The 21,800-nt window shown below is 59.7% G+C and carries 17 protein-coding genes; 4 read left to right on the forward strand and 13 right to left on the reverse strand.

Annotated elements, in window-relative coordinates; translation table 11 throughout:
* The first annotated feature begins 109 nt into the window (after nt 1–109).
* Complete coding sequence (locus HNR46_RS13335; protein ID WP_343076039.1) at nt 110–1,891, forward strand: 30S ribosomal protein S1; 1,782 nt, start codon at nt 110–112, stop codon at nt 1,889–1,891.
* A 127-nt stretch (nt 1,892–2,018) separates the two neighbouring features.
* Here HNR46_RS13335 and HNR46_RS13340 read toward each other — a convergent pair whose 3' ends face one another.
* From HNR46_RS13340 to holA, 4 genes are all read right to left on the reverse strand, one after another.
* Nucleotides 2,019–2,555, reverse strand: a complete 537-nt coding sequence (locus HNR46_RS13340; RefSeq protein ID WP_184019607.1) for a hypothetical protein — start codon at nt 2,553–2,555, stop codon at nt 2,019–2,021.
* Nucleotides 2,552–3,718 (reverse strand): ATP-binding protein, encoded by a 1,167-nt coding sequence (locus tag HNR46_RS13345; protein WP_184019608.1) that lies wholly within the window; start codon nt 3,716–3,718, stop codon nt 2,552–2,554. The genes HNR46_RS13340 and HNR46_RS13345 overlap by 4 nt, the downstream gene beginning before the upstream one ends.
* A 128-nt stretch (nt 3,719–3,846) precedes the next feature.
* Nucleotides 3,847–4,119, reverse strand: a complete 273-nt coding sequence (locus HNR46_RS13350; RefSeq protein WP_184019610.1) for a type B 50S ribosomal protein L31 — start codon at nt 4,117–4,119, stop codon at nt 3,847–3,849.
* Between the two features lie 344 nt (nt 4,120–4,463).
* Entirely contained in the window at nt 4,464–5,555 is a 1,092-nt protein-coding gene (gene holA, locus HNR46_RS13355; RefSeq protein ID WP_184019612.1) for a DNA polymerase III subunit delta, read from the reverse strand.
* Between the two features lie 115 nt (nt 5,556–5,670).
* On the opposite strand from holA, the gene HNR46_RS13360 reads away from it, so the two are divergent.
* Nucleotides 5,671–6,663 carry a PEP-CTERM sorting domain-containing protein gene (locus tag HNR46_RS13360; protein WP_184019614.1) on the forward strand — a complete coding sequence of 331 codons (993 nt, stop codon included), beginning with the start codon at nt 5,671–5,673 and terminating at the stop codon, nt 6,661–6,663.
* Here HNR46_RS13360 and HNR46_RS13365 read toward each other — a convergent pair.
* The 7 genes from HNR46_RS13365 to HNR46_RS13395 all read right to left on the reverse strand — a co-directional run bounded on the left by HNR46_RS13365 (nt 6,660) and on the right by HNR46_RS13395 (nt 14,632).
* Nucleotides 6,660–7,733, reverse strand: coding sequence for a sialidase family protein (locus HNR46_RS13365; protein WP_184019616.1), 1,074 nt, complete (start codon nt 7,731–7,733; stop codon nt 6,660–6,662). The genes HNR46_RS13360 and HNR46_RS13365 overlap by 4 nt on opposite strands.
* 179 nt (nt 7,734–7,912) lie before the next feature.
* Entirely contained in the window at nt 7,913–8,905 is a 993-nt protein-coding gene (locus HNR46_RS13370) for an aminopeptidase (RefSeq protein WP_184019618.1), read from the reverse strand.
* The gene (tadA, locus tag HNR46_RS13375) at nt 8,892–9,416 is read right to left on the reverse strand and encodes a tRNA adenosine(34) deaminase TadA (RefSeq protein ID WP_184019620.1); all 525 of its coding nucleotides are present in this window, start codon (nt 9,414–9,416) and stop codon (nt 8,892–8,894) included. The genes HNR46_RS13370 and tadA overlap by 14 nt, the downstream gene beginning before the upstream one ends.
* 94 nt (nt 9,417–9,510) lie before the next feature.
* Entirely contained in the window at nt 9,511–10,389 is an 879-nt protein-coding gene (gene argB / locus HNR46_RS13380) for an acetylglutamate kinase (RefSeq protein ID WP_184019622.1), read from the reverse strand.
* A 53-nt stretch (nt 10,390–10,442) separates the two neighbouring features.
* Complete coding sequence (locus HNR46_RS13385; RefSeq protein ID WP_184019624.1) at nt 10,443–11,795, reverse strand: hypothetical protein; 1,353 nt, start codon at nt 11,793–11,795, stop codon at nt 10,443–10,445.
* A 43-nt stretch (nt 11,796–11,838) separates the two neighbouring features.
* Nucleotides 11,839–12,795, reverse strand: a complete 957-nt coding sequence (locus HNR46_RS13390; RefSeq protein WP_184019626.1) for a phosphotransferase — start codon at nt 12,793–12,795, stop codon at nt 11,839–11,841.
* Nucleotides 12,796–12,865: 70 nt separating this feature from the next.
* Nucleotides 12,866–14,632, reverse strand: a complete 1,767-nt coding sequence (locus HNR46_RS13395) for a cation:proton antiporter (RefSeq protein ID WP_221285164.1) — start codon at nt 14,630–14,632, stop codon at nt 12,866–12,868.
* A 119-nt stretch (nt 14,633–14,751) separates the two neighbouring features.
* Here HNR46_RS13395 and HNR46_RS13400 point away from each other — a divergent pair, with 119 nt between their 5' ends.
* Together HNR46_RS13400 and HNR46_RS13405 are read left to right on the forward strand one after the other, a co-directional pair.
* On the forward strand, nt 14,752–16,239 hold the full coding sequence (locus HNR46_RS13400) for a tryptophan 7-halogenase (protein WP_184019630.1): 1,488 nt from the start codon (nt 14,752–14,754) through the stop codon (nt 16,237–16,239).
* Nucleotides 16,236–17,744, forward strand: coding sequence for a tryptophan 7-halogenase (locus tag HNR46_RS13405; RefSeq protein ID WP_184019632.1), 1,509 nt, complete (start codon nt 16,236–16,238; stop codon nt 17,742–17,744). The genes HNR46_RS13400 and HNR46_RS13405 overlap by 4 nt, the downstream gene beginning before the upstream one ends.
* 4 nt (nt 17,745–17,748) lie before the next feature.
* Here the strand turns inward: HNR46_RS13405 and HNR46_RS13410 are convergent, their stop codons facing one another.
* Nucleotides 17,749–20,310, reverse strand: a complete 2,562-nt coding sequence (locus tag HNR46_RS13410) for a protein kinase domain-containing protein (protein ID WP_184019636.1) — start codon at nt 20,308–20,310, stop codon at nt 17,749–17,751.
* Between the two features lie 22 nt (nt 20,311–20,332).
* Nucleotides 20,333–21,793: a CPBP family intramembrane glutamic endopeptidase gene (locus tag HNR46_RS13415; RefSeq protein ID WP_184019638.1), complete on the reverse strand. Its 1,461-nt coding sequence runs from the start codon at nt 21,791–21,793 to the stop codon at nt 20,333–20,335.
* Nucleotides 21,794–21,800: the final 7 nt, after the last annotated feature.

A 21,800-nucleotide genomic window follows, 5' to 3' on the forward strand; every position in this document is an offset into this window, starting at 1 on the left:
CGCAAAGCGTTGAACATCGGGCTTTTCCACTTGTCATCGGCCTTTCCATCCCTAGTCTCGCCGCCCGTTTCTCTTTCCTGAAGCTGGCACGCGGTTGGAGCCCCGTAGCGTGCCGGTCCAAAAACCGGGGCAATGCCGGAAGGAAAACGAACCAAGGAACACAACCCTAACCCCAAACCACATGAGCACTGCCGTGCTTAACAACACCAACACGGAACTTAGCGATCTGATCGATTCCAAGTTCCGCGAGTTCAAGGAAGGCACGATCGTCAAAGGCACGATCATCGAAATCCGCCCTCAAGTCGTCCTCGTCGACATCGGCTACAAGTCCGAAGGCACCATCAGCGCTGCCGAGTTCGAAGACGAAGAAATTGAAGTCGGCGACGAAGTCGAAGTTCTCCTTGAGAAACTCGAAAACGACGAAGGCATGGTCGTCCTCTCCAAGGAGAAGGCCGCCCACAAGCAGAACTGGGAAAAAATCGTCCGCGTCTACGAAGATGGCGGCCTGGTTCGCGGCAAGGTCAAGGCCGTCGTCAAAGGTGGCCTCACCGTCAACGTCGGCGTCGAAGCCTTCCTGCCTGGATCCCAAGTGGACATCATTCCGCCGAAGGACCTCACCGAATACGTCGGTAACATTTACGAGTTCAAGATCGTCAAGGTCAACGACGACCGCAAGAACATCGTCCTCTCCCGCCGCGAAGTCATCGAAGCCGAGCGCGCCGAACTCCGCCAGCGCTTCCTCCAGACCGTCAAGGTTGGCGACAAGGTCACGGGCGCCGTCAAGAACATCACCGACTTCGGTGCGTTCGTGGACCTCCAAGGCATGGATGGCCTTCTTCACGTCACCGACATGTCGTGGGGTCGCATCAACCACCCTTCGGAAATGCTCATGATCGGTCAATCGCTCGAGGTGATGATCCTCGACGTGGATCGCGAGAAGGAGCGTGTCTCCCTCGGCCTGAAGCAAATGACCGACAACCCATGGGAGGACATCGAGGCCAAGTACCCGATCGGCACCCAAGTCAAGGGCAAGGTCACCAAGCTCCTGCCCTACGGCGCATTCGTCGAAATCGAGCGTGGCGTGGAAGGCCTCGTGCACGTGTCCGAGCTTTCCTGGGTCAAGCGCATCACTCGCCCGAGCGACGTGCTCGAACTCGATCAGGAAATCGAAGCGGTCGTCCTCGGCATCTCGATCGAAGAGCAGAAGATCTCCCTCGGCGTTCGCCAACTCGAGCCCAATCCTTGGGACGAAATTGAGGTCCGCTACCCAATCGGCGCCACCATCAAGGGCCCGGTCCGCAACCTCACCGCCTACGGCGCCTTCGTCGAACTCGAAGAAGGCATCGACGGCATGGTCCACGTCTCGGACATGTCCTGGACTCGCAAGATCAACCACCCCTCCGAAGTTCTCAAAAAGAACGACGAGGTCGAAGCGATCGTGCTTTCCATCGACAAGGCCAACCAGCGTGTCTCCCTCGGCCTCAAGCAGCTTGAGGACGATCCATGGAGCCACATCGACGAACGCTTCAAGGTCGGCGATCTGGTCAAGGGCACCGTCGCGAAGATCGCTTCGTTTGGCGCCTTCGTGAACCTCGATGGCGACATCGACGGCCTCATCCACATCTCGCAGCTCAGCGAAGATCACGTGGAAAAGGTCAAGGACGTCATCAAGGTCGGCGACGAAATCGAAGCCCGCGTCATCAAGGTCGACAAAGTCGAGCGCCGCATCGGTCTCTCGATCAAGGCCGTCAGCTACTCGGAAGAGGAGCTCAAGAAGGAAAGCGCCAGCTTCGAAAGCCTGCGTCCGTCCTCCGAGATGGTTGGCCTCGAACAGGCCTTCAACCTCGCCGCCGCCGCTGCCGAGGAGTGGAGCCCGTCCGACGAGGATTGATCCTACCCCAACCGCAAGGTTTCCCAAAAGCCGGTCCCGTTCGTCGGGGCCGGCTTTTCTTTTCTGCCAAGACCCTCAAACTGCCCTCCTTCAGGAGTCAATCCAGCCGCTGCCCCCAGCGAGCACTTCAAGGACGCGAGAGCAGGTCCCTTCTCCGCTTCAGCCAAAGCAAATAACCGATCCCTGCCAGCGTCCCCGCCAGATAGCAAGTGAGCTGGATCGATTGCGTGGTCATCAACTCCCTCGTCAATTCAGGATAGAGGAACTCTGGATACACCGGCTTCTTGAAGAACCACGACCAGGCCCCCGCGATCAGACCCGCCAACTCCGTCAAAGCCAAAGCTGGCCACACTCCCAACAGAATCGTTTTCACAGGAACCGGAGGTCGACTCCCCGTACGCCCGAGAAACAAGGCCAGAATTCCCAACGGAATGCCAGGGCCGATCGAGGCACGAAATGCCCATGCCGCTGCCAGCAGCCGCCAATTTTCAATGCCCCACAGCGGCGGATGATACTCCGTGAAGTGCTCGGGAGCGATCGGTGCCAAGTAAAGATCGTGCAGCTGGCAGAAAATCAGAACCTCCGCCCAGACCCCGAAAATCACTCCATAACTGACCCCACGCGACTCCCCGGAAAGGTTGCCGATGCGAGGCCGGGCACTCATGCCTTGGGAAACACCAACCGAAAACGCGCTCCCTCCCCAGGCTCACTCACCAATTCGATGGTCCCACCGACTTGATCCATCAGGCTCTTCACAATGGAAAGGCCCAGACCAGTCGACTCCTCCCCTGCTGTCGGCTCAGCACTCAGCCGAGCATAACGCCGATACAGCTTCGCTCGGTCAGCCTCGGAAAACCCGGGCCCCTGATCCGAAATCTCCAGATGGCTGCCGTCGTGCGTTCGCTCAACCGAAACACGAATCACTCCGCCTCTCGGACTGAACTTCACCGCATTCGTCAAAAGGTTTTCCACCACCCTGACCACCGCCCAGCTCGCGACCGCTACCGATTGGCGACCATTCACCGCTTCCACCTGAAGCTCGAGCCCCTTTTCATCAGCGATCGCACGATGTCGGTCCACCACCTCTTCGATGCGCACCATCAGATCGAAACACGACTCTTTCTCACGCCGATCCGAACGCGCAATCTTGCCCAGCAACTCGCTGGCCCGACGACTCGAATCCGCCATAGCCTCCACCAACGGCACCAAATCCTCGGGCATCCCTTCGAGCCTCGATTCCAAAATCGAAACCCCCATTGCCACACCCGACAGCGGATTCTTCAAATCGTGAATGATCAAATCGAGGTCCGTCCGGAAACGCTCCCGCTCCAGTCGATGATCGATCAAATCCGCGACCACCGCCGTGAAATCCCTGACTTGGCGGATTTCACCTGCGGTCCAGGCCCGCGGCTGACTGTCGATCACACAAAACGCACCGAGGGCTTGGAAATCCCGCCCAATGATCGGAAACCCAAGATAGGCCATCACCCCCAAATCGAGAATCGCAGGATTTCCCGCGACCCGGGCATCCCGGCTCGCATCTCGAATGATCAAGGGCCGGCGCGTCCTCACCGCCAGCTGGCAAAAGGAATGACTCAGCGGTGTCTTTCGCTCCTGATCCATCGGAGCAGGCAATCCACAGGCACCAGGAAATACCTGCTTTTCATCGTCCACCAATGAAACCAAGCACACCGGCACCTTCAGAACCGACGAAGCCAGCTCGGTCAGGCGATCATACTCATTGAACCCGCCCTGGCCCACGAGGCCTGTTTTGCGGAGCGATTCCAATCGCTCCGGGTCCAACAAGGGGTCGGTGGAATCACGCACACCCCCGTCATAAAGTCAGGGCCCCAACCGACGCAAGCCCATCGGCAGCTGCATGGAAATAAAGACCAAAACGCCCGGCCGCTATCAGCGGACGGGCGTCGGGGAAAATCGTTGCCAGACAGCGGGAATCAGGCACCCAGCTTCGGCTTGCCCACGCGACGCACGGAGCCGAAACGCTTCTGGAATTTGTCGATGCGGCCTTCGGTATCGACGAACTGCTTCTGGCCCGTGAAGAACGGGTGAGAGTCCGAGGTCACGCCCATCGAGATGACGTTGTATTCCACACCATCGATGGTCTCCTTCTTCTCGGAAGACTTGGTCGAGCGAGTGATGAAACGAGCACCAGTGGTCATGTCGACGAAGATCGCCGGCGCGTAGTTGGGATGCAGATCCTTTTTCATGGCAGGTAGGGATGACGCCACGTTCCAACGCGGCGGGGCGGGGAGGATGCATGGCCAACCCGTCCTGTCAAGACGGGGAGCAGCCAACCGACGGGATTTTCCCGCCTCAAGGGTCCTTCGCCACCCGGGCCGCACCACCTCGATGCATCCACCACAAATTCAGAAGACGACGCAAATCAAGCCCCCCGTCATGGCCGACCCTGATCATCGGCTTCTTCTGAGAGCTTCTGGCGGTGCTCTTGGTTGGAGAAACCAAAGCCGAACGCCAGAAAATCGCTCCCACCAAACAGAAAATCACCCCCATCGCCCCCACAGGCAGTGGCCTTTTCAGCCCCAGTTCACGCCTATCGCCGCTCCACCGCAGCACTCATCTCCGCCACGAAACGATGCAACACCAGCCGGTGATCAAGCCCTGTGGTCACCAGAGCCTTGTCCGCCTTCAGTGCCGATTCCATCAAGCTTCGCAGCGCCGATTGGCTGAAAGCCCGCGCCGCTTGTTGGGAAAGGAACAGCGGATAGGCATTCACCCCGCCCGCTTTCTTTTGTGGCAGCCAGGCTTTCTTCAAGGGGGGCAGCTTGTCCAGCGCGGCCGCAAAGGCAGGATAAGAACTTCCGCGAATTCCCATGTCGGCGACCACCCTCGCCATGAACAAGCTACGAACCGTGGGGATCATCGAGGCCCGCATCAGACCAATGGCACTCTCCCCACTCACCAGCAGTCGGTCGATCAATTCGATTGCCCGCGCCGCATCTCCCGTTTGCAGAGATTTTCCAATCTCAAAAACGATGCCTGCACGACTCATCGGCACCAAGAGCCGCACATCCTCCAAGCTCACCACCCGACGCTCCGGACCGAGGAAAAGATCCAGCTTTTCCAGCTCGCTGCCAATCTGTCGCGTCGCCTCCCCCGCCTGCATGACGAATAACTCCAGAGCTTCTTCCTCAAACGACAACCCCAGATCCCGGGCGCGACCCCGCACCAACAGCGCCACTTCCTCCTCCCAACCGTCCTTCGAGGTATCGATCTTGTCGAAACTCCGAACGCTCGCGCTCTTTTCCAGGAACTTCCAGAAGGCTCGCCGCTTATCAATCCCCGTCGCGCTCAGCAAAAAAGTCACTCCCGGCGCCAGCCCCCGGTCCAGACAGGCACGCAGCGATTCAACCCCATCCAAAGTCCGCTCCGAGCGCCCCGTCACATCATCCACCAGAAAGGTCGCAGACTTCAACCAGACGACCTTCTCTCCACCGAAAAATGGCAAGGTATTGAGGGCCTCCACCACCGCTCGGCAAATCTGAAATGCTCCTTCGGAATGGTCCGCCGTGCCATCGATCGTCTCATGCGTGAAACCATCGTCCACTCCGCCGGTCAGCTCCCGATGAAGCCGCAGAGCCTCTTCTTTGACGCGACCTTCGTCGGTCCCGATGATGGCATGCATTCCGCCCACGGGCCGAACCTGCATGCCCACCCGCCCCTCTGTCCAGCTTCCGCAGGGCCCCAGGAAATTTCTGGCAACTTGACAACCCAAGGAACGTGAAGCATGAAAGACGACCATGAAATTTCCGAAGGCATCCCTCCTGGCTTTTGGTTTCCAAGCGCTCACCTCGCCTCTCCCGGCAGCCATCATCGCCAATCACACCGCGGCCATCAATGACCGCTTTGCTGATGATCCCTCCTTTGCCGGCAGCCTCTACGACTTTTCGGGGGTCGGTCGCACTTCTGACGGGGAATGGGCCACCATGATCGGCGGCTACTATTTCGTCAGCGCCAACCATTTCCACCCCTCTGCTGGAGAGACCGTCCGCTTTTACAACTCGAATTCCCCTTCTGGTAGCTACTTCGAATACACCGTTTCAGGCGGTTATCAGGTGAGCGGCACCGATCTGTGGGTCGGCTACTTCAGCGTGAATGTGGATTCATCCATCACCACATACAACTACGCCACCGCGTCGGCGAATAGCGTCGCGGAGACCGGACTCTCCGGGCAAAACCTCCTCTCCATCGCCCAAAGCCCCACCTCCAACTCGGCGTATGGCGGTGGGGCCATGACCGACATGGCACTCGGCGTCAATCGACTCGAATCCTGGTTCGAACAGGACACCAACACCGTCACCATCGCCGGCGTTACCAATACTTTTGGCAGCAACGCAGGGTGGGACCAAATGGTCTTGGTCGAGAACCTTTCGGGCGATACCGCCAACGCTTACCAGACGAATGAGATGCGCATCGAGACCGGGGATTCCGGCAGCCCGCTCTTTGCCACCGTTGGAAGTGAGCTGAGCCTCGTCGGAATTGCCTACTCCGTCACCAACCCACCCGGACTGACCGGAAATTTCATCGACACGGCTGGCAACTACCCTGGCGATCCCTACGAAGAACGGATTGCCTCGTTTTATACCTACTCCGGAGCCAACAGCTCCGGGTTGAGCTCCATCATTTCCTCCCTCCCCATGCCCGTGCCGGAGCCGTCCCTCGCTGCATTGACCGCCCTCGGAACGGCGACCTTCCTGCGCCGTCGCCGCCCGACCCGTGTCGGCCACCGTTAAGGGCGGACGGTCCCTTCGATCGTCCAAATTCCCCGTTTGCCATCGAGGCTCGCTTCAGTGATCGCCATCACCGTATGCGCATCCACCACAAAGAGCGCATTCCACAGCTGCCCTCTCCCCTCCGGAAACGGAAATGACGGCGTCTCGAAATCCTGCGCCTTCCCGTTCCCCAGGCACACCGCCATCCTCGAATCGCGCATCTCTCCGTTCTCTGCCAACTGAAAAGACAGCACTGTCACGCCCTTGCGCACCCACCTCAAATAGGGCGCACCGGCGTAGGCTCTTGCGGCCAGAGGTTCTTTGAGCGCCCTCCAGCGATGAAAACTGGCGCTGTCGACCACACCGTCCTTCCACCCCCCTCGCTCCGCAGACGTGCCGAGAATCACGGGCTTAAAGGTGCCCCGCAAACCGTTGTCCTCGATCGCCACCGCAATCCCATTCACCTCCGGCAACGCCACCGGCACAGGCATGCCATCGCGATGTCCTGACCGGAAAGCAACCGTTTCGGCCTCACTCCAGCTCCGACCCCCATTTTGCGTTCGCAACAGTGAGATCTCCTGCTCGTTGCTGTCTCGATACGGACCTTCATTGGCAAAATAAACCTGCACCTCACCACTTGCCAGTTCGAGCGCAGCAGGCTCCCAGCAACCGTTCTCAAACTCTTTCCCCGCCTCGTAGATCACCTCGGGCTTACCCCATTTCCGGCCCCCATCTGCACTGCGGAAAAAGCCCACCGCAAAGGGATCCGACGAACCCTCCCGAGGACGCCGATTGAAGAAGCACCAAATCTCCCCATTCTTCCGGACCAAAACCTCCGCATTGGTCAGCCCCGCCCCCTCCTCCCTTCCCACTTCCTGCTCCACTCCCCAGTGCAGCCCCCCATCTTCAGTGAACCTCACCTGAATCGCCCCTCGCCGAGAATACGCACACATCCACCGCTCTCCATCGATCCGTGCGATCCGTCCATATCCTCCCCCTTCCGCCACAAGAGTCCGAGACTCCTCTTGCCAATCGATTTCCGCAGCGGAAACCACACCCAAGCCTATCGCCGCCAACAACCACGCTCTCATCGAATCCCAGCTACGCCAAACCGCGATCCAATCTTCCCCAAGAGCTGAAAATCTCACCAACCTCTCTCCCGGAAATCTCCCTTCGTTCCGAAAGCCCCGGCGTCGGTCGAACCGAGCCTCCCCCTCCATTGGACCCACCGCCCATCGCAGCGGCGATGCCACCGCGACCACCTGGCCAACTATTCAGCGGCTTTCACTCGTTCCCAAAACCTCTCAAAATCCCCCCCGGCTTCTTCGATCCATTTCGTGTAGTGGGGCACGCGCTCCTCATAGGTGGTGAACGCATTCAGTCGTGCGTTGTTCACCGGCTCCTCGATCCATGACGTCAAACCCCGCCCCCAACGGGTTCTCAAGGCACGCAATTTTCGGTGAAGCCGATTCAATGCCTCTTGTTTCGCCTCGCGCTTTTGCTCATCGCTCCTCTCGCTCGCATAAATCTCACGCAGCCGCTCAGACGTCGAAACGATGGCTTCACGGGCAAGCGCGAGCTTCCTCAGGCGCTCCTCGTACTTCACGACCAGCTGCGGACGCCCTGTATGTCGATACCAACGCCGCACACCTTCCCTCGCGACCGCCTCAGCCAGTGCCTCGTTCTCATCGGTCTTACCAGCTATGTAGTATTTTCGATGCACCAACTCGTGGAAGATCGTTTCGGCAAAATCCACCTCATCGTAGTCTGCAAAGGTGTTCAGCACCGGGTCACGAAACCAACCCAGAGTGGAAAATGCATCCACCCCTCCGGACCACACTTCGTAACCCTGTGCCTCGAGTTTGGCCCCCTCCCTCCGCGCCAAATCTTCACGAAAGTAACCTCGATATGCCTGCCGACCAACGATCGGATACCACCACTTCTTCGGCTCCATCGATAGCTCGGGCGCTGCGTGCAGCACCCACACCAAATGATCCCGTTCCAAATCGGCATACCTTTCATAGGCACCGCCGCTGGGCATCTTCAGTTCGCTTTCTGCAAAGGTTAACAGCCGCGCCGTAAGTTCGAGCCGATCCCGCAGATCGGGATCCTCCGTCGCTTTCAATACCTGCTCGTTCGGATGCGTCCGACGCATCACATCGAGCTGACCCACCGCGGCCTGAGAATAGAACTCCAGAGTGCTGCAAGAACTCAGCACCATACCCGCCAGCAACGCCACCCGCCCCATATCAGGCGAGTTCATCAGGATGCGCTTTCGCTGCATCCCGCAGCGCTTTCTTCTTCGCTCTGGCCTCGCGAAAGAATCCCTGAATCAATGCCAGACATTCCTCCCCGAGAACTCCCGAGACCGTCTCACAGCGATGATTCAATGGCGGGTTTGCATCCAGCAAATGGATCCATCCACCGGCAGCTCCTGCCTTTTCATCAGGACATCCAAAAACCACACGGTCAGGCCGACAGTGAACGATCGCCCCCGCACACATCGGGCAAGGCTCCTTGGTCACATAAAGCGTGCAGCCTTCCAGCCGCCAATCTCCGACAGCTTGCTGAGCCGCCGTGAGAGCCAGCATCTCCGCATGCGCCGTCGCGTCCTTGAGGGTTTCCACCTGATTCCAGGCCCGACCAATGATCCTGCCTTCGCGGACGACCACCGCACCGATCGGTACCTCCGTCGCATCATACGCGCGTTTGGCCTCCCGAAGCGCCTGGCGCATCCAGTAGTCATCACCGAGAATTTCGAAGGGTTCGTCCATACAAGGTAGGGGATTCACCTGGAGATCACGAGACGCTCAAGTCATGGAGTCCTTTTCCCATCAAGCTCGTTAGGATCTCGATGGGGGACGGATTTCATCGGGTGACTTCCGTCCCAATGCCGCCGTCCGTGAAGATCTCGAGGAGTAAGGCGTGAGGAAGTCGGCCGTCGACAAAGTGAACTTTTCGAACCCCTGCATTCAGCGCATCCATCGCACTTCGGATCTTCGGGATCATGCCTCCAGTGATTGTTCCGTCGGACATCAATGCCTCCGCCTCTTGGCGGTTGATCGAATGAATCAGGGTGTCGGGGAAAGACGGATCACGCATCACTCCTGGAACATCGGAAAGGTACACCAGCTTAGAAACTCGCAGCTCCTTCGCCAAGGCCGCCGCGGCCAGATCGGCATTGATATTCAGAGGCTTTCCCGTCGCCAACTCAGCGGCCAATGGGGAAATCACCGGCACGATCCCCGCTCGAAATGCGGGCTCCATGTTGGCCAGCTGACAGCCGACCACTTCGCCGACGCGCCCAATGTCGACCGGTTGGCCGGCGGCATCTTTCGCGCGCATCTTCTCGCCCAGAAAAACATCCGTGCCGGGAATGCCCGTCGCCTTGCCTCCAAACTCCCGGATCATCTGCACCAACCCGGGATTGATCTCATTCGAAAGGACTTTCTCCACGATCCCGATCGCCTCCTCGCTGGTTTTCCGGAAACCACCGATGAACTCCGCTTCCAGCCCGGCCGTCTTCATGGCGGCAGAAATCGCCTTGCCGCCGCCGTGAACGACAATCGGGTGGATTCCGGCAACCTCAAGAAAGACGATGTCCCGCATTACTTTGCGCACCAATTCGGGGTCTTCCATCGCGGAACCTCCCATCTTGATGAGAAACGTCTTCCCTCGGAAGGCCTGAAGATAAGGGAGAGCCTCAATGAGGGCTTCGGCTTTGTCGGTGGAGTTCTGCAAGCTCATGGCGCTGGCACCACCCGACCACGGAGACGCCTCCAATGCAAGCCGGTGCCCGCCTATCGCTTGCGCTTGCGACGGGGTTTCTTCTTCGCCGCCGCGGCCGCCTTCTCGACCAGAGTTTCCTGCTCATCACTTTTCACGACGCCCACTCGGTTTGACCATCGAGCATACTCGCTCGCAAGAAAGGCACTCAACGGCAAAACAGCCAAGGCCAGCAACGGCGGATGAAGGTGAGCCTGTCTCAAAACCACCGCCGACAAAACCACCAGTCCGACCGTCAACCCAGCAGCCGTCGCCGCTCGCAATTCGATCATCCGCCCCCGCATCAGCCCGGCGCTCATCAATGCACCGCCCAGCAGCAATCCCAGCTCAGCCAAGCCGTGAAATCGTGGCACCGGAGTGAGCGATGTTCGCACCGGGGCCGAGCGTATCAACGCATCCACGGCAGCCACGCCAGAAGCCCAGGCCACATCTTCTTTGGGAGCCAAAACCCGCCCATCAGCCACCAGCACCGGATGACGACCCTCCAGCACCTCACTCGGGACTGATTCTTCAATCACCGCCTTCAAGGGCACCCGGTTGACCTCAGGAATCTCCTCGGGCAAACGGGCTCGACCACGAAAATCAATGGGAATCCTCGGACCGTTCGCACCCAACCGGATCACTTGACCCACCTCAATATCCACCTCGTCAAAGGGTAATTCTAGTCGCGCGATCTCCAGTGCCAGCGGCAACGAAAAAACCACCCGGTCGCCCCACCGAGCCAACAGATACGTGCGTTCCGATTCTTCCTTCTCGCTCTCCAACCGGGTGAAGCCAGCAAGCGTCCGACGCCCACCCAACTCAGGTGCCACGCCGCGCACCGCGTTGACCACAGGAAGTTCTGTCACATCCCCCGACACTCGGTCTTCATCAATGGAAGCCCGCAAAAATGGCGCAGCGACGGGTTCTCCAGCCGTCGAATCTTTCAGCGGAAAGCCCAAAACCAGCCCATCAAAACGATCCATCACCCCGCGCATCGCCTGCAAGGCCAGCACATCCGGCTCTTCCCACTGCAACGGGTATCCGAATCCCAAATGGGAAAGACCCGCACCATGAAGACGCGCCAGCACCACCGCCACATCCGAGGGCGGCGGCGGCATCGCTTCAAACCACCCCTCCGGGTCCTCCTCCAAGGTCAGCAAACTCAACGGCTCCACTTCCGCTGGTGGCGCAGCACGAACAATCTGCCGCGGGTCCGTCGCGCTCCCCATCCCCTCAATCTCAGGATTCCCTCCATACAACCCAGAGAAAACCCGCCGATCCGCCCGCTCCAAGGCAGGAATCGAGGGGGTCCCCGCCAGCATCAGCAAGCCGACGCCCAAGGCGACGACCGCTCCAGCCAATCGTGGATGCTCGATCCGAATCACGGCCCGACCGATAGCGTCTGTGGCGGGGGTGGAAAGCGAAACGTCAGCCGATCGCCGACTCCAACACCGGTTTCAGCTTTTCTCCAATTGGCAGCCCTTCGGTGACCTCCGCCAAAAACCGCGCCGCCACCGGCACATGCGGACGATACCATTCGTCCTTCCGATTCCTCAAAATATTCCCGTAAGCCCCCAACGCCTGCATCAGGCGCTGCGCAGCACACTCCCGAAAAACCTGCTCCGCCGGGCGGTCCTCGGCAATGTCCTCCCAGAGGTCCATCAACTTTTCCCGCTCCTCAGCACTATGGTCCATGTAGGGATCATAGATCAACGAGGCCAAATCGTATTCCTGGCGACCCCGGCGCATGCCCTGAAAATCGATCCAATAGGCCTTTCCATCGACTCGCATGAGGTTCTGCGACTGGAAATCCCGATGCACCAGATGCTTGGCCGAGGCCCCCAGCCGATCCGCCAGCTGCAAAAACTCGGGGGCCTCCCGCAACGCCTCTGCATCCCCACCCTGCAAACCTTCCACGAAATGATCGAAAAAGTATTCCTGCTCCCACCGATACATCCCGGCATCAAACGATGGATTGAACTCCACGTCCTTCGCCGCCCGGCAATAGAACAATTTGTCGAGCTGCCGAAACGCTGAGCGGTAATAGGGCTCCCTCTCTTTCCAGGGCTCATCCTTTAGATCGAGAAGATCTTCATCGCCCAGGTCCTCGACCAGCGCCACGCGCCACTTCAGATTCTCGTGGAGAATCGAAGCCACATTCAGGCCCGCCTTTTCCTCCAGAAAATGAGCGACCTTCGGGTAAAAATCATTGTCCGGCCGCTCGTCGGTCCAGGAGATCCCAATGAACGGCTCGTATTCCTCGGTGACCACCCGCACAATCGTTCTCCCGGATGCGCCTTTGGTAATCGGGGTCAGCGTTACCGGAACGGTCGGGTCGAACTCCAGATACTGCCGGACGGTCGTGAGAATGGAATCGGCGGACATGGCTCGCGCGGAGATATCCCGGCCCACGCCCTTTGGAGCAAGGGAAAATCCCCGCCTCCCTCGACTCCCCTCAGACCTCCGTCTCCTCCACCACGATCTCTTTGACCTCCTCGTCCTCGAGATCCGCCCGTTGATAGGCACTCATCGCCGCACGAATCATGGCGCCGGCGCTCTCCGCCTCATCGTGGATCACGTTGACTCCCATCGCATCGAGCCGAGCCACCTCGTTCGGAAACTTAGCCCGTGCAAACACACACACTCCTGGATTTCGCTCCCGCACCAAAGGCAAGGCGGCCACCGTCAATTCCACAGCCGGAAAGGTGAACGCCACCATTCGCGCCCGCCCAATTGCCGCCAGATCCAAAGCCTCCGGGTGCGTGGCATCCGCGAACAAGACCGGCTGACCTTCCTTTTTCAGGCGTTTCACCGTGTCCACGTTCAACTCCAGCACCAGAGTATCAATCCCACAACGCCGCAGTGCCTCATTGAGCGAGCTTCCCACCGGGCCATAACCACAGATCACCGCATGGTCCTCGATTCCTCCCACCGCGGCACCGAGCGCCATCCCCGCTGGCGGACGTTGGTGGGCTTTGATCCATCCTTTGCTCTCCAACCACTTCCCGAACGGACCGGCTTTCTTCATCAAACCTGGCACCAAGCCCATCGATACCGCCGTGCAGGCCAGCAACAACTGCTCAACGCCGGGATCCATCGGCCGCAGCTCCCCTGCTTTGGAAAGCAGTACCAGCGAAAACTCTCCCGTACTCGCCAAACTCGCTCCTGCCAACAAGGCCGGCCTCATCGGCACCTTCAACAGCCGCGCCGCCCCTGTCACCACCAACGCCTTCATCACGAGCAAACAAAGGGTTCCCGTGAGTACCCACCACCACTGATCCAGAACCGCTCCGACATCGATCATCAACCCCACCGAGACAAAGAAGATCGTCAGGAAAAGGTCTTTGAATGGCAACACATCCGCCATGATTCGATGGGCGTAGATCGACTCGCTCACCACCAAGCCCGCCGCGAACGCCCCCAGCGACAAAGACAAATTCAGCGCCTCTCCTCCCAGTGCCACCGCCGCACACAAAGCAATCACCGTCAGCGTGAACAACTCCCGCGATCGGGTCCGTGCCACGGCGTGCAACAAGGGCGTGACTCCGTATTTTCCCAACAGCAAAGCCGCCCCCAAAAACAAGGCCCCCTTTCCAAGCGCCGTCGCGACTCCAACCAAGGGGCTGCTGCCCTTTCCATACAAGGCAGGGAGCACCAGGATGAAAAGGATCACCAAAATATCCTGAAACAAGGCCATCCCCAAAGAAGCGCGGGCCCCCGGATTGTGAGCCTGGCCGAGATCCTGGAAGGATTTCATCGCCACTGCCGTCGAACTCAATGCCACCGCCACCCCGATCACGGCACACTCCGCCCCCCCCAGTCCCGCCAGCGCCGCCGCCAAAGCCGCCACCCCTCCACAGAGCGCCACCTGCAATCCGCCTCCGAACAATGCCACCCGCCAAAGATGCCGCAACTCTCCCAGCGAAAACTCAATGCCGAGAGTGAACATCAACAAAATCACTCCTAACTCCCCCAGATTCCCAATCACCGGATCCTCCCGTCCCGCTCCGACCAGCCCCAGCAAACCGCTGTTCGCGATCAGGATCCCGACCGCAAAATAGCCCACCAAAAGACTTTGGCGAAACTTCACTAACAACAACGAAACCAATACCGCGAGCACCAGCACCAAGGCCAGCACCCCGAAAAACGGAGTGATCGTCGAGCCCCCCGCAGCCACCATGTCCAACACCATCGCCGGCATCCTAGGCCGATGCCGTGCCATGCAAAATGGATTTTTGGCATTCCCGCCGAGACACCTGCAGCGGCAGGAAATCCCGCGCATCGAAGTCACCCTTCCTCCTTGCCGCGGGACAGAAATGCGGTCTGATGTCGGCAAAATCCATGCATTCCACCGCGAACCCGAAAATCCTCATTCTCGGCGGCGGGCTCGACGGCCTTGTCGCCGCCCTGAGCCTCCGCGCACGGGGCTCCAACATCGACATCACCGTCCTGCGTCCGCCCAACCTTTCCGCACCCCTGCCCGACGAAAGCACCGACGCGGCCTTGCCCAGCTTCCTCCATGACTTCCTCGGCATCTCACCCGCCCGACTTCACCATTCTGTGAAGCCCGTGTGGAAGCTCGGATCCCGCCTCGAATGGGGTCCCCGGGAAGATTTCCTCCTCACTTACGACCCTCAATTCACCCAAATCCCCAAAGGGGTCACCAAAGCTGCCGGCTACTATGCTGCCGTCGAAATCCAAGACATCAGCCGCTCAGCCGCATTCATTCGACGCGATAAAGCCTTCCCCACCGGACCGCTTGGCAAGCCCGCTCTCCAAGGGGGCTACGGCTATCACTTGAAGTCCGAACCCCTCCTCGAACTTCTCGAAACCCTCGCAAAGGAACAGGGCATTCAAATCCTCGACGAGGAAATCATCCGGGTCGACTCCGCCAACGGAGAACTCCGAGGGGTTCACCTCCAGCAATCCGGGCAACTTGAGGCCGATCTTTACGTGGATGCCTCCGGACAGGCCGCTGCCTGGATCCGCGGTGAACTGGGAGTGGAGTTTCTGAAGTTTTCCTCACTGATCGCCGACGCGTGGTGCGCGGTCCGCGTTCCCCGTCCCGAAGGCCCCATTCACCCCCACACCACGTTCCGCACCCAGCCCCACGGGTGGTCCTGGCAAATCGAACACGAAGACTCGATTCAGGTAGGACAGGTCTTCTCCTCCGAACACCATGCCGCCGAAGACATCGAGGCCCTGCTGCGTGAAACCCATCCAGAGGCCTCCGCACCCCTCCGCGGAACCTTCCAACGCGGTCATGTCGAAACCCCGTGGGTCGGCAACGTCGTCGCCATTGGCGCTGCGATGGGGGACGCCGAACCTCTCGTCACCGGTCGCCTTTCCCAACTCGCCCATGAATGTCGCTGGCTAGCGGAATTGCTTGAAGCTTGTGCTTTCTGCCCCGGCGAAGTCGAACGCCAATTCTACTGCCGACGCACCCTCGCTTTGCGCAAAGAGGCCCGCGATCTCACCGCCTTACTTCACGCCCACAACCACCGTCTCGACACCCCATTCTGGATCACCTCCCGCGCTCAGGCACAGTTCGCGGATCTTGAGAACTTCCTCGCCGCATATCGAGAAATTGGTCCCTCTCCACTCCTGGGAGCCAGCCTTCCCACCCAACCCTCCGCCTACGGATTGGAGGGCTACCTCGCTTTGCTCATCGGTCTTCGCCTCCCCTTCGACAACGTCCATCTCACCCAACCGGAGGAAACCGAACGCGTCCACCAAGCACACCGCCGTCACGCCCAGACCGCCGCCACCGCTCTCGGCGTCCGTGAAATCCTCGCCGCCACCCGCACCCCCTCCTGGAACTGGTCATGAAATCCGATCCCACATTTCTTGTCGTCGGCCCCGCTCCGGATGCCGCCCTCGCTGCCCTGCTGATGCGGCGCCTTTTGCCCGGCCGCCCGCTCACCCTTCTGGTGACACCCGGCGATGCCGATCCCATCGGAGAAACCACCACCCCGCTCCTGTGGCAGCAACTCGCGACCATCGGAGGCATCGGCCGCGATGACCTCCACAAAATCGCCAACCCCACCTGGTCTTTGGGGTTTTCATTGCGCTGGGGCATGCGGGGTCAGTTCCATCGAGCCTTCGAAGCTCCCTTTTCCAGCCTGCCGACAGGGTTGACCACTCCCTTAGCACGACTCGCCGACGCGGAAGGATTGGGCCAATCCACCACCGGCATGGCCCTGCTCAGCGCGGGCAAACTGTTTCCGAAAGACCGCCGCAATAGCATCCGCATCCTTGATGGCATCTGCGGTCTCCAGCTCGCTCCCGCACCCTTTTCCCAACTCTTGCTCCGGGCATGTCAGGCCGCGGGCGCTAAGATCCTCAACGACACCGTCGTCGAAGTTCAATGTTCGGGAGACTCTCTCGTTTCCCTGCGCACTCAGGATGGAACCGAGCGACGCGCCGATTGGATTCTCGACCTGACCCCTCGCGCCGATGGCCTCCGCTCCCACCTCCCTGAACACCACTGGACAGGTGATCATGCGCCCGGCCACTGCACCCGAGCTTGGACGGCCCTGCGCCGCCGTGGCAGCGAAGCCATCCGCTCAGGAGCCACCCTCGAAACTCACGAGTCCGGCTGGCGATGGCGCGTCGAACACCGCGAACACATCGGCATCGGCGTGGCCTTCCATCCCGATTTCCTCAGCGAAGATGCCGCCTTACAACTCCTTCTCGCGAAGTCCGGCACACCCTCCTCGGAAGCCCGTCTCCACACCTGGGAAACAGGGCATCACGCACGCCCATGGGTTGGCAACCTCATCGCCATGGGCGACGCCGCAGGATGGACCTCTCCCCTGACCGGCACGCGCCTCGCTTTGATCGTCCAAGAAGCCCACCAGATCGCTCGAATCCTGGCCGAGAACGAATCTCAGGTCGGCGAAGCCAGCCGCCGACTCTACCAAAACTCCTGTCACCAAACACTTCAGGAGATTCAGGATTTTTCCGCCCTCCACCACCGCTTCCATGGCCAACAAAGTTCCGCCTGGTGGGATCACGCAGCCGCTGCCACATCCCTCGGCGCTCACGACGAACTGGTCGCCCTCTATCAGCAAGGAGGCGCGAGCCCCGTGCTCGCTCACGCCCTACCCCGCGGCCAGTCAGCCATGGGCATCGACACCTGGTTGGCCGCGCTGGTCGGACTGGGCGTGCCGGTGACCCACCCCAAGACCATTCCTACAGGCGAACTTGCCTCCTGGCGTAGCCATCTGGCCGCCCAAACCCAAATGGCCGCCTCCGCCGTTCAGCCCAAAGTTTATCTAGAGGCCGTGGACCGCGATCTCCATCGCCGTCCACAACCCCAGAAATTCTACTAAGCGCTTATTGACCCGCCGAATTCATCAGCCCCTTGGCCCAGCCTTCGACACTCGCCGAATGCTGGATCATGCGGGCGATGGAGGAACTCACTTCATCACTCCCCTTCGGCAACGCCTCCCCAATCGCCTGCAAGCGCTTGGCGTAAGCATTTTGAATCACCACCAGCTCCTTGCGGTAAGCGGAATCGATCGCGCTCTGCTTGTTGTGGTAGAAGTCGATCGACTTCTTCATGTCCGGAGAAACCTGGAGGGATGCCTTTTCCGCCAAAGAAGCTGGCGTCGGAATCCGGTGATCGGAGCTCTCCTCCAAATCCTCCACCAACGATTCCACATGGATCCCCCATCGGGTGGCCTCCGATGCATTCAGACCCCGGCGCCACACATTCAGATCCCACACCAACTTTGACAGATTGGCTTCCAGATCCTTGTCCCGTTTGGCCACTTGCTCACCGACCAGTTCGATCGCTTTATTGCGCAAGCTGGCAACATCCGCATGGGCCAAAGCAGGCTCGCCCTCATCGGAAACCAAGCCCGAGCTGATGTCGTTGCTCCACTCGACAATGAATCCATCCGCAAGGGCTCCGGGATCGAAATCCATCCACCCCGTCCCGGGGACAAATACCAGCCCTTCCCGGCCGACCTGAGGCACCGCCCGCTCACTCCACGCAGTTGCGTCCCAGCTTTGCCCAGACATCCAGGTCCAATCGAGTCCCTGCTTCTCTCCGCCCAGCCAAAGCCCCTTGGGTGCGGCCACCTTACTCAGAGCCTCCTCCATCCAAATCTGCTCGTCGCGAGTCGCTGGCGAGGCCAGCACTCCGCCACCCAATTTTGCCAAGCGGGACGCCTCCGCCTGAGTCATCGGACGCAGAAACACACAGAACCTCCTCGAGTCCTGAATTCGTGTCCCCGGCGGGTAACTCGGAGCTGCTTGGTTCTGAGTCTCCGCCGCTCGCACCAACATCGATTCAAGTGAACCCGGATTGGTCCCATCGCGATCCCACTCGATCAAAAATGGCATCTCCGTCGTTTCCTCGCGTGCTCGCGCAATGCCCAGTTTGTCGAGACTGGCGTAGCTGCCCACCCCATTCGGAGTCGAACTCATCGGCCAGGCAGTCCCATCCACTTGCACCCACTGATTGCCCTCCATGCGGCCCGCACCCACCCACAAAGTTCCGTCATCCGGAACCAGCGAGAGCATCCATTGGAATTCCGATTCATCCGCCAAGGTCGCGAGGTGACCTCCATACTGCTCGGCATAGTTCGCCGCCGCGTGCCACGACATCGGCTCCTGGACAAAAAGAAAATCGGATTCTCCTCGGCTGACTGAGCCCTTAGGAAGCTGGGAACGCACCCCAGCCACCAGAGCCCGCTGCAGACGAGCCAGGGATTGCTCCGTCGTCTCATCTCGCTCGGCGGTTGAACCGCTCTCCGCTCCACCCGAGGAGCCTTTCTGAGCCTCCTCGATCATCTTCTTCTGAGCTTCCAAAGTCTCGGCATTGCGCTGCCGAATCGCTTCGTTCTCATTGCGGACATTCTCCTGTTCCTTCTTCAGGTTTTTCCAAACCACGGAGATCCCGGCGATCAACACCGCAATGATCACCAAATTCCGCACCAGCACTCCTCCACCTCCGCTCGAAGCATGAGACGTCGCCGCTGGACGCTTGGGGACTGCGCCCGGCAATGGGGTCGCGGACCGCGCCGGAGCATGGGGAGGCGAAAGGACCGCAGCGCGCTGCACCCCGGCTGTTCCCACGGTCTTCAACTTAGCAGCCGGACTATTCAGCCAAGCCCCCAGATCCTTGGCCATTTCTTCCGCCGTGCCATACCTGCGGGAAGGATCTGCCGCCGTCGCCCGCCGCCAAATCGCATCCAGCTTCGCGTCCCCACAGGTCTTGAAGGCCTCCTGATACTGCGGATCGGGCCGCTGACCGGTCACCAACTCGTGAAAAATCACCCCCACTCCATAAATGTCTGCCTTGGCATCCCCTGGACGGTGATCGAACAAAACCTCCGGAGCGGTGTACCCCGGGGTCCCCATGATCAGCCCATCCCCTTCTCCATCGGTCGACTGCGCCAATCCGAAGTCGCCGATCTTGGGATCCAGCTTGGAGGTCAGGAGGATGTTGGCGGGCTTGATATCCCGGTGAAGGATTCCGTTCTCATGGGCATGTCCCAGGCCTTCACAGATCGCCTTCGCCAGGGTGGCCGCCTGGTCTTTCTCCAGCACCTTGTTCCACGCATAGTGATAGAGGGAACTGCCATCCACATACTCCATCACAATGTAGGGCATGCCATCCACATCCCCATAGTCATACACCCCTATCAGGTTGGCGTGATTCAGCTTCGCCATCGCTTTGGCCTCCGTTTCAAAGGAGGCCCGGAACTCCGGGTCGGCACCAAACTCACGCGGGAGAATCTTGATCGCGACATCTCGATCCAGAGACTTTTGCTTGGCTTTGTAGACGGCCCCCATGCCACCTTGGGCAATGAAGGACTCAAATTCGAAAGCCGGCAGCAACTCCGAGAGGTGCTCTGGCTGAGGTGCAATGAAGGTTTCTTCACTCATGAAATACGACGGGACAGGGGTCTCAGAAAAGCGGCACTTGGTAAACGATCCACTCAGGGATTTTTACAGAAGCATTGTAAAGAGCATGTAAAACGATGGCCGTGAGCAGGGTCCGGGAAGCAACGAATGTATAGGAAGCCATCCAGCCCACCATTCCAATCATCAAGAGGCTTGTAATCGACACCCCATGCACCAGGGAGAAAACCGCCGACGAAAGAACTGCCGCTGAAAAAATCGAAAAACGATTCGCCAGCGATCGAAACAGGATGCCTCGATAGAGGATTTCTTCGGCGATGGGTGCGGCTAGGCATGCGGACACGATCCCTAACACCAACCCCCACCCGCCGGTTTCGCTCAATGTGAGCCCCCCGGTCGGATCCTCGATCGAATAACGATCAAAGCCCACCCGTAGCCCGAAGTCCATCACCTGCAAGATCGCGAAGCATCCCAGAACCAACTTTCCATCAAATGGTCCCGCAATCCCCAAGCGATCCACCGCGTGCCGGGTTCGCCGAAACAACATCCCGAGACCGATCAACGCCGGCAAAAACCGCGTGAGACTATCGAGCGCAATGTAGGCAGGCATCGACAGCACCCCTCCCGATGCCGAGGGGTCGGCGGCCAACGCCAGTCCCTGATTGAGAGTCATCGTGAATCCATACGAGGCCAAATAGGCCAAAAGAAATACCCCCACGCCGAACGATGCCTTCCAGCGCTCCGCGTAGTTGAATCGGGAGCCTTTCGAACGAGCGCGCAGAAAAGCCAACAGCGTCCCCGGAACAAACACCAGGCCCCCAAACGCCACGGCAATCACCACTCCTCTGGACTTCAATGTGAGTCCCACCAAACGCCCGGTTCGTGTCGACGAAAGCCGAGCGTAGTCATCGAACTCACTGCGTTTCAATGCTCTTAGGTAGGCAAGATCCCACCACTGTTCGCGCGCCTCAATGATCCGGGCGGTGACCTCCTTTTCTGCCGGAGGCCCCGCCAACCCATAACTTCGGAACGGGCCCGCAGCAGGACTGGCATCTTCCGACAGGGCCGTCAGCACCGCCAAAGCATAGGCTCCCTCACTTTCCTCCGCCAAACCCATCCGACCCTCTTCCCGCAAATAGGGGGCGTTCATCAACTTCTCGAAGCGACTTCTCGAAACTTCGATGGTCCGCTCCAGAGAATCCACACCAAACAAGGCTCTCAGCCAAAAGGGCATTTCCCCCAGCCCCTCTGCCAGACGGAGGTCCCGGTCCGCCTTGCGCAGAGCCAGCTGCCAGTCGGACGATTGCTCCGCCGCCGTCTTGGGCGGCGCCGGCCCGAGGCGAGGGACATGCAGGTCCCACAACTGAATGCCCATCAGGAACACCAGTAGGAAAAGAATCGGTTCGGCAAAGCGCCGGCGCAGGAGTTGTCGATAAGGATTGATAAGATCGAGGGGGGGAATGGGGTGGGGCGACGCATCCTCGACCAATCGCCCGGGCCGCGGCAAGCCATCA

Source organism: Haloferula luteola (genome assembly GCF_014201715.1).
GTDB lineage: Bacteria > Verrucomicrobiota > Verrucomicrobiia > Verrucomicrobiales > Akkermansiaceae > Haloferula > Haloferula luteola.

Excerpts from the sequence above, each read along its gene's own strand:
- HNR46_RS13390 (WP_184019626.1), bottom strand. The coding sequence starts at position 12,795 with ATGTCCGCCGATTCCATTCTCACGACCGTCCGGCAGTATCTGGAGTTC.
- HNR46_RS13410 (WP_184019636.1), bottom strand. The coding sequence starts at position 20,310 with ATGAGTGAAGAAACCTTCATTGCACCTCAGCCAGAGCACCTCTCGGAG.
- HNR46_RS13365 (WP_184019616.1), bottom strand. The coding sequence starts at position 7,733 with ATGAGAGCGTGGTTGTTGGCGGCGATAGGCTTGGGTGTGGTTTCCGCT.
- HNR46_RS13340 (WP_184019607.1), bottom strand. The coding sequence starts at position 2,555 with ATGAGTGCCCGGCCTCGCATCGGCAACCTTTCCGGGGAGTCGCGTGGG.
- HNR46_RS13395 (WP_221285164.1), bottom strand. The coding sequence starts at position 14,632 with ATGGCACGGCATCGGCCTAGGATGCCGGCGATGGTGTTGGACATGGTG.
- argB (WP_184019622.1), bottom strand. The coding sequence starts at position 10,389 with ATGAGCTTGCAGAACTCCACCGACAAAGCCGAAGCCCTCATTGAGGCT.
- HNR46_RS13405 (WP_184019632.1), top strand. The coding sequence starts at position 16,236 with ATGAAATCCGATCCCACATTTCTTGTCGTCGGCCCCGCTCCGGATGCC.
- holA (WP_184019612.1), bottom strand. The coding sequence starts at position 5,555 with ATGCATGCCATCATCGGGACCGACGAAGGTCGCGTCAAAGAAGAGGCT.
- HNR46_RS13370 (WP_184019618.1), bottom strand. The coding sequence starts at position 8,905 with ATGAACTCGCCTGATATGGGGCGGGTGGCGTTGCTGGCGGGTATGGTG.
- HNR46_RS13350 (WP_184019610.1), bottom strand. The coding sequence starts at position 4,119 with ATGAAAAAGGATCTGCATCCCAACTACGCGCCGGCGATCTTCGTCGAC.
- HNR46_RS13400 (WP_184019630.1), top strand. The coding sequence starts at position 14,752 with ATGCATTCCACCGCGAACCCGAAAATCCTCATTCTCGGCGGCGGGCTC.
- tadA (WP_184019620.1), bottom strand. The coding sequence starts at position 9,416 with ATGGACGAACCCTTCGAAATTCTCGGTGATGACTACTGGATGCGCCAG.
- HNR46_RS13360 (WP_184019614.1), top strand. The coding sequence starts at position 5,671 with ATGAAATTTCCGAAGGCATCCCTCCTGGCTTTTGGTTTCCAAGCGCTC.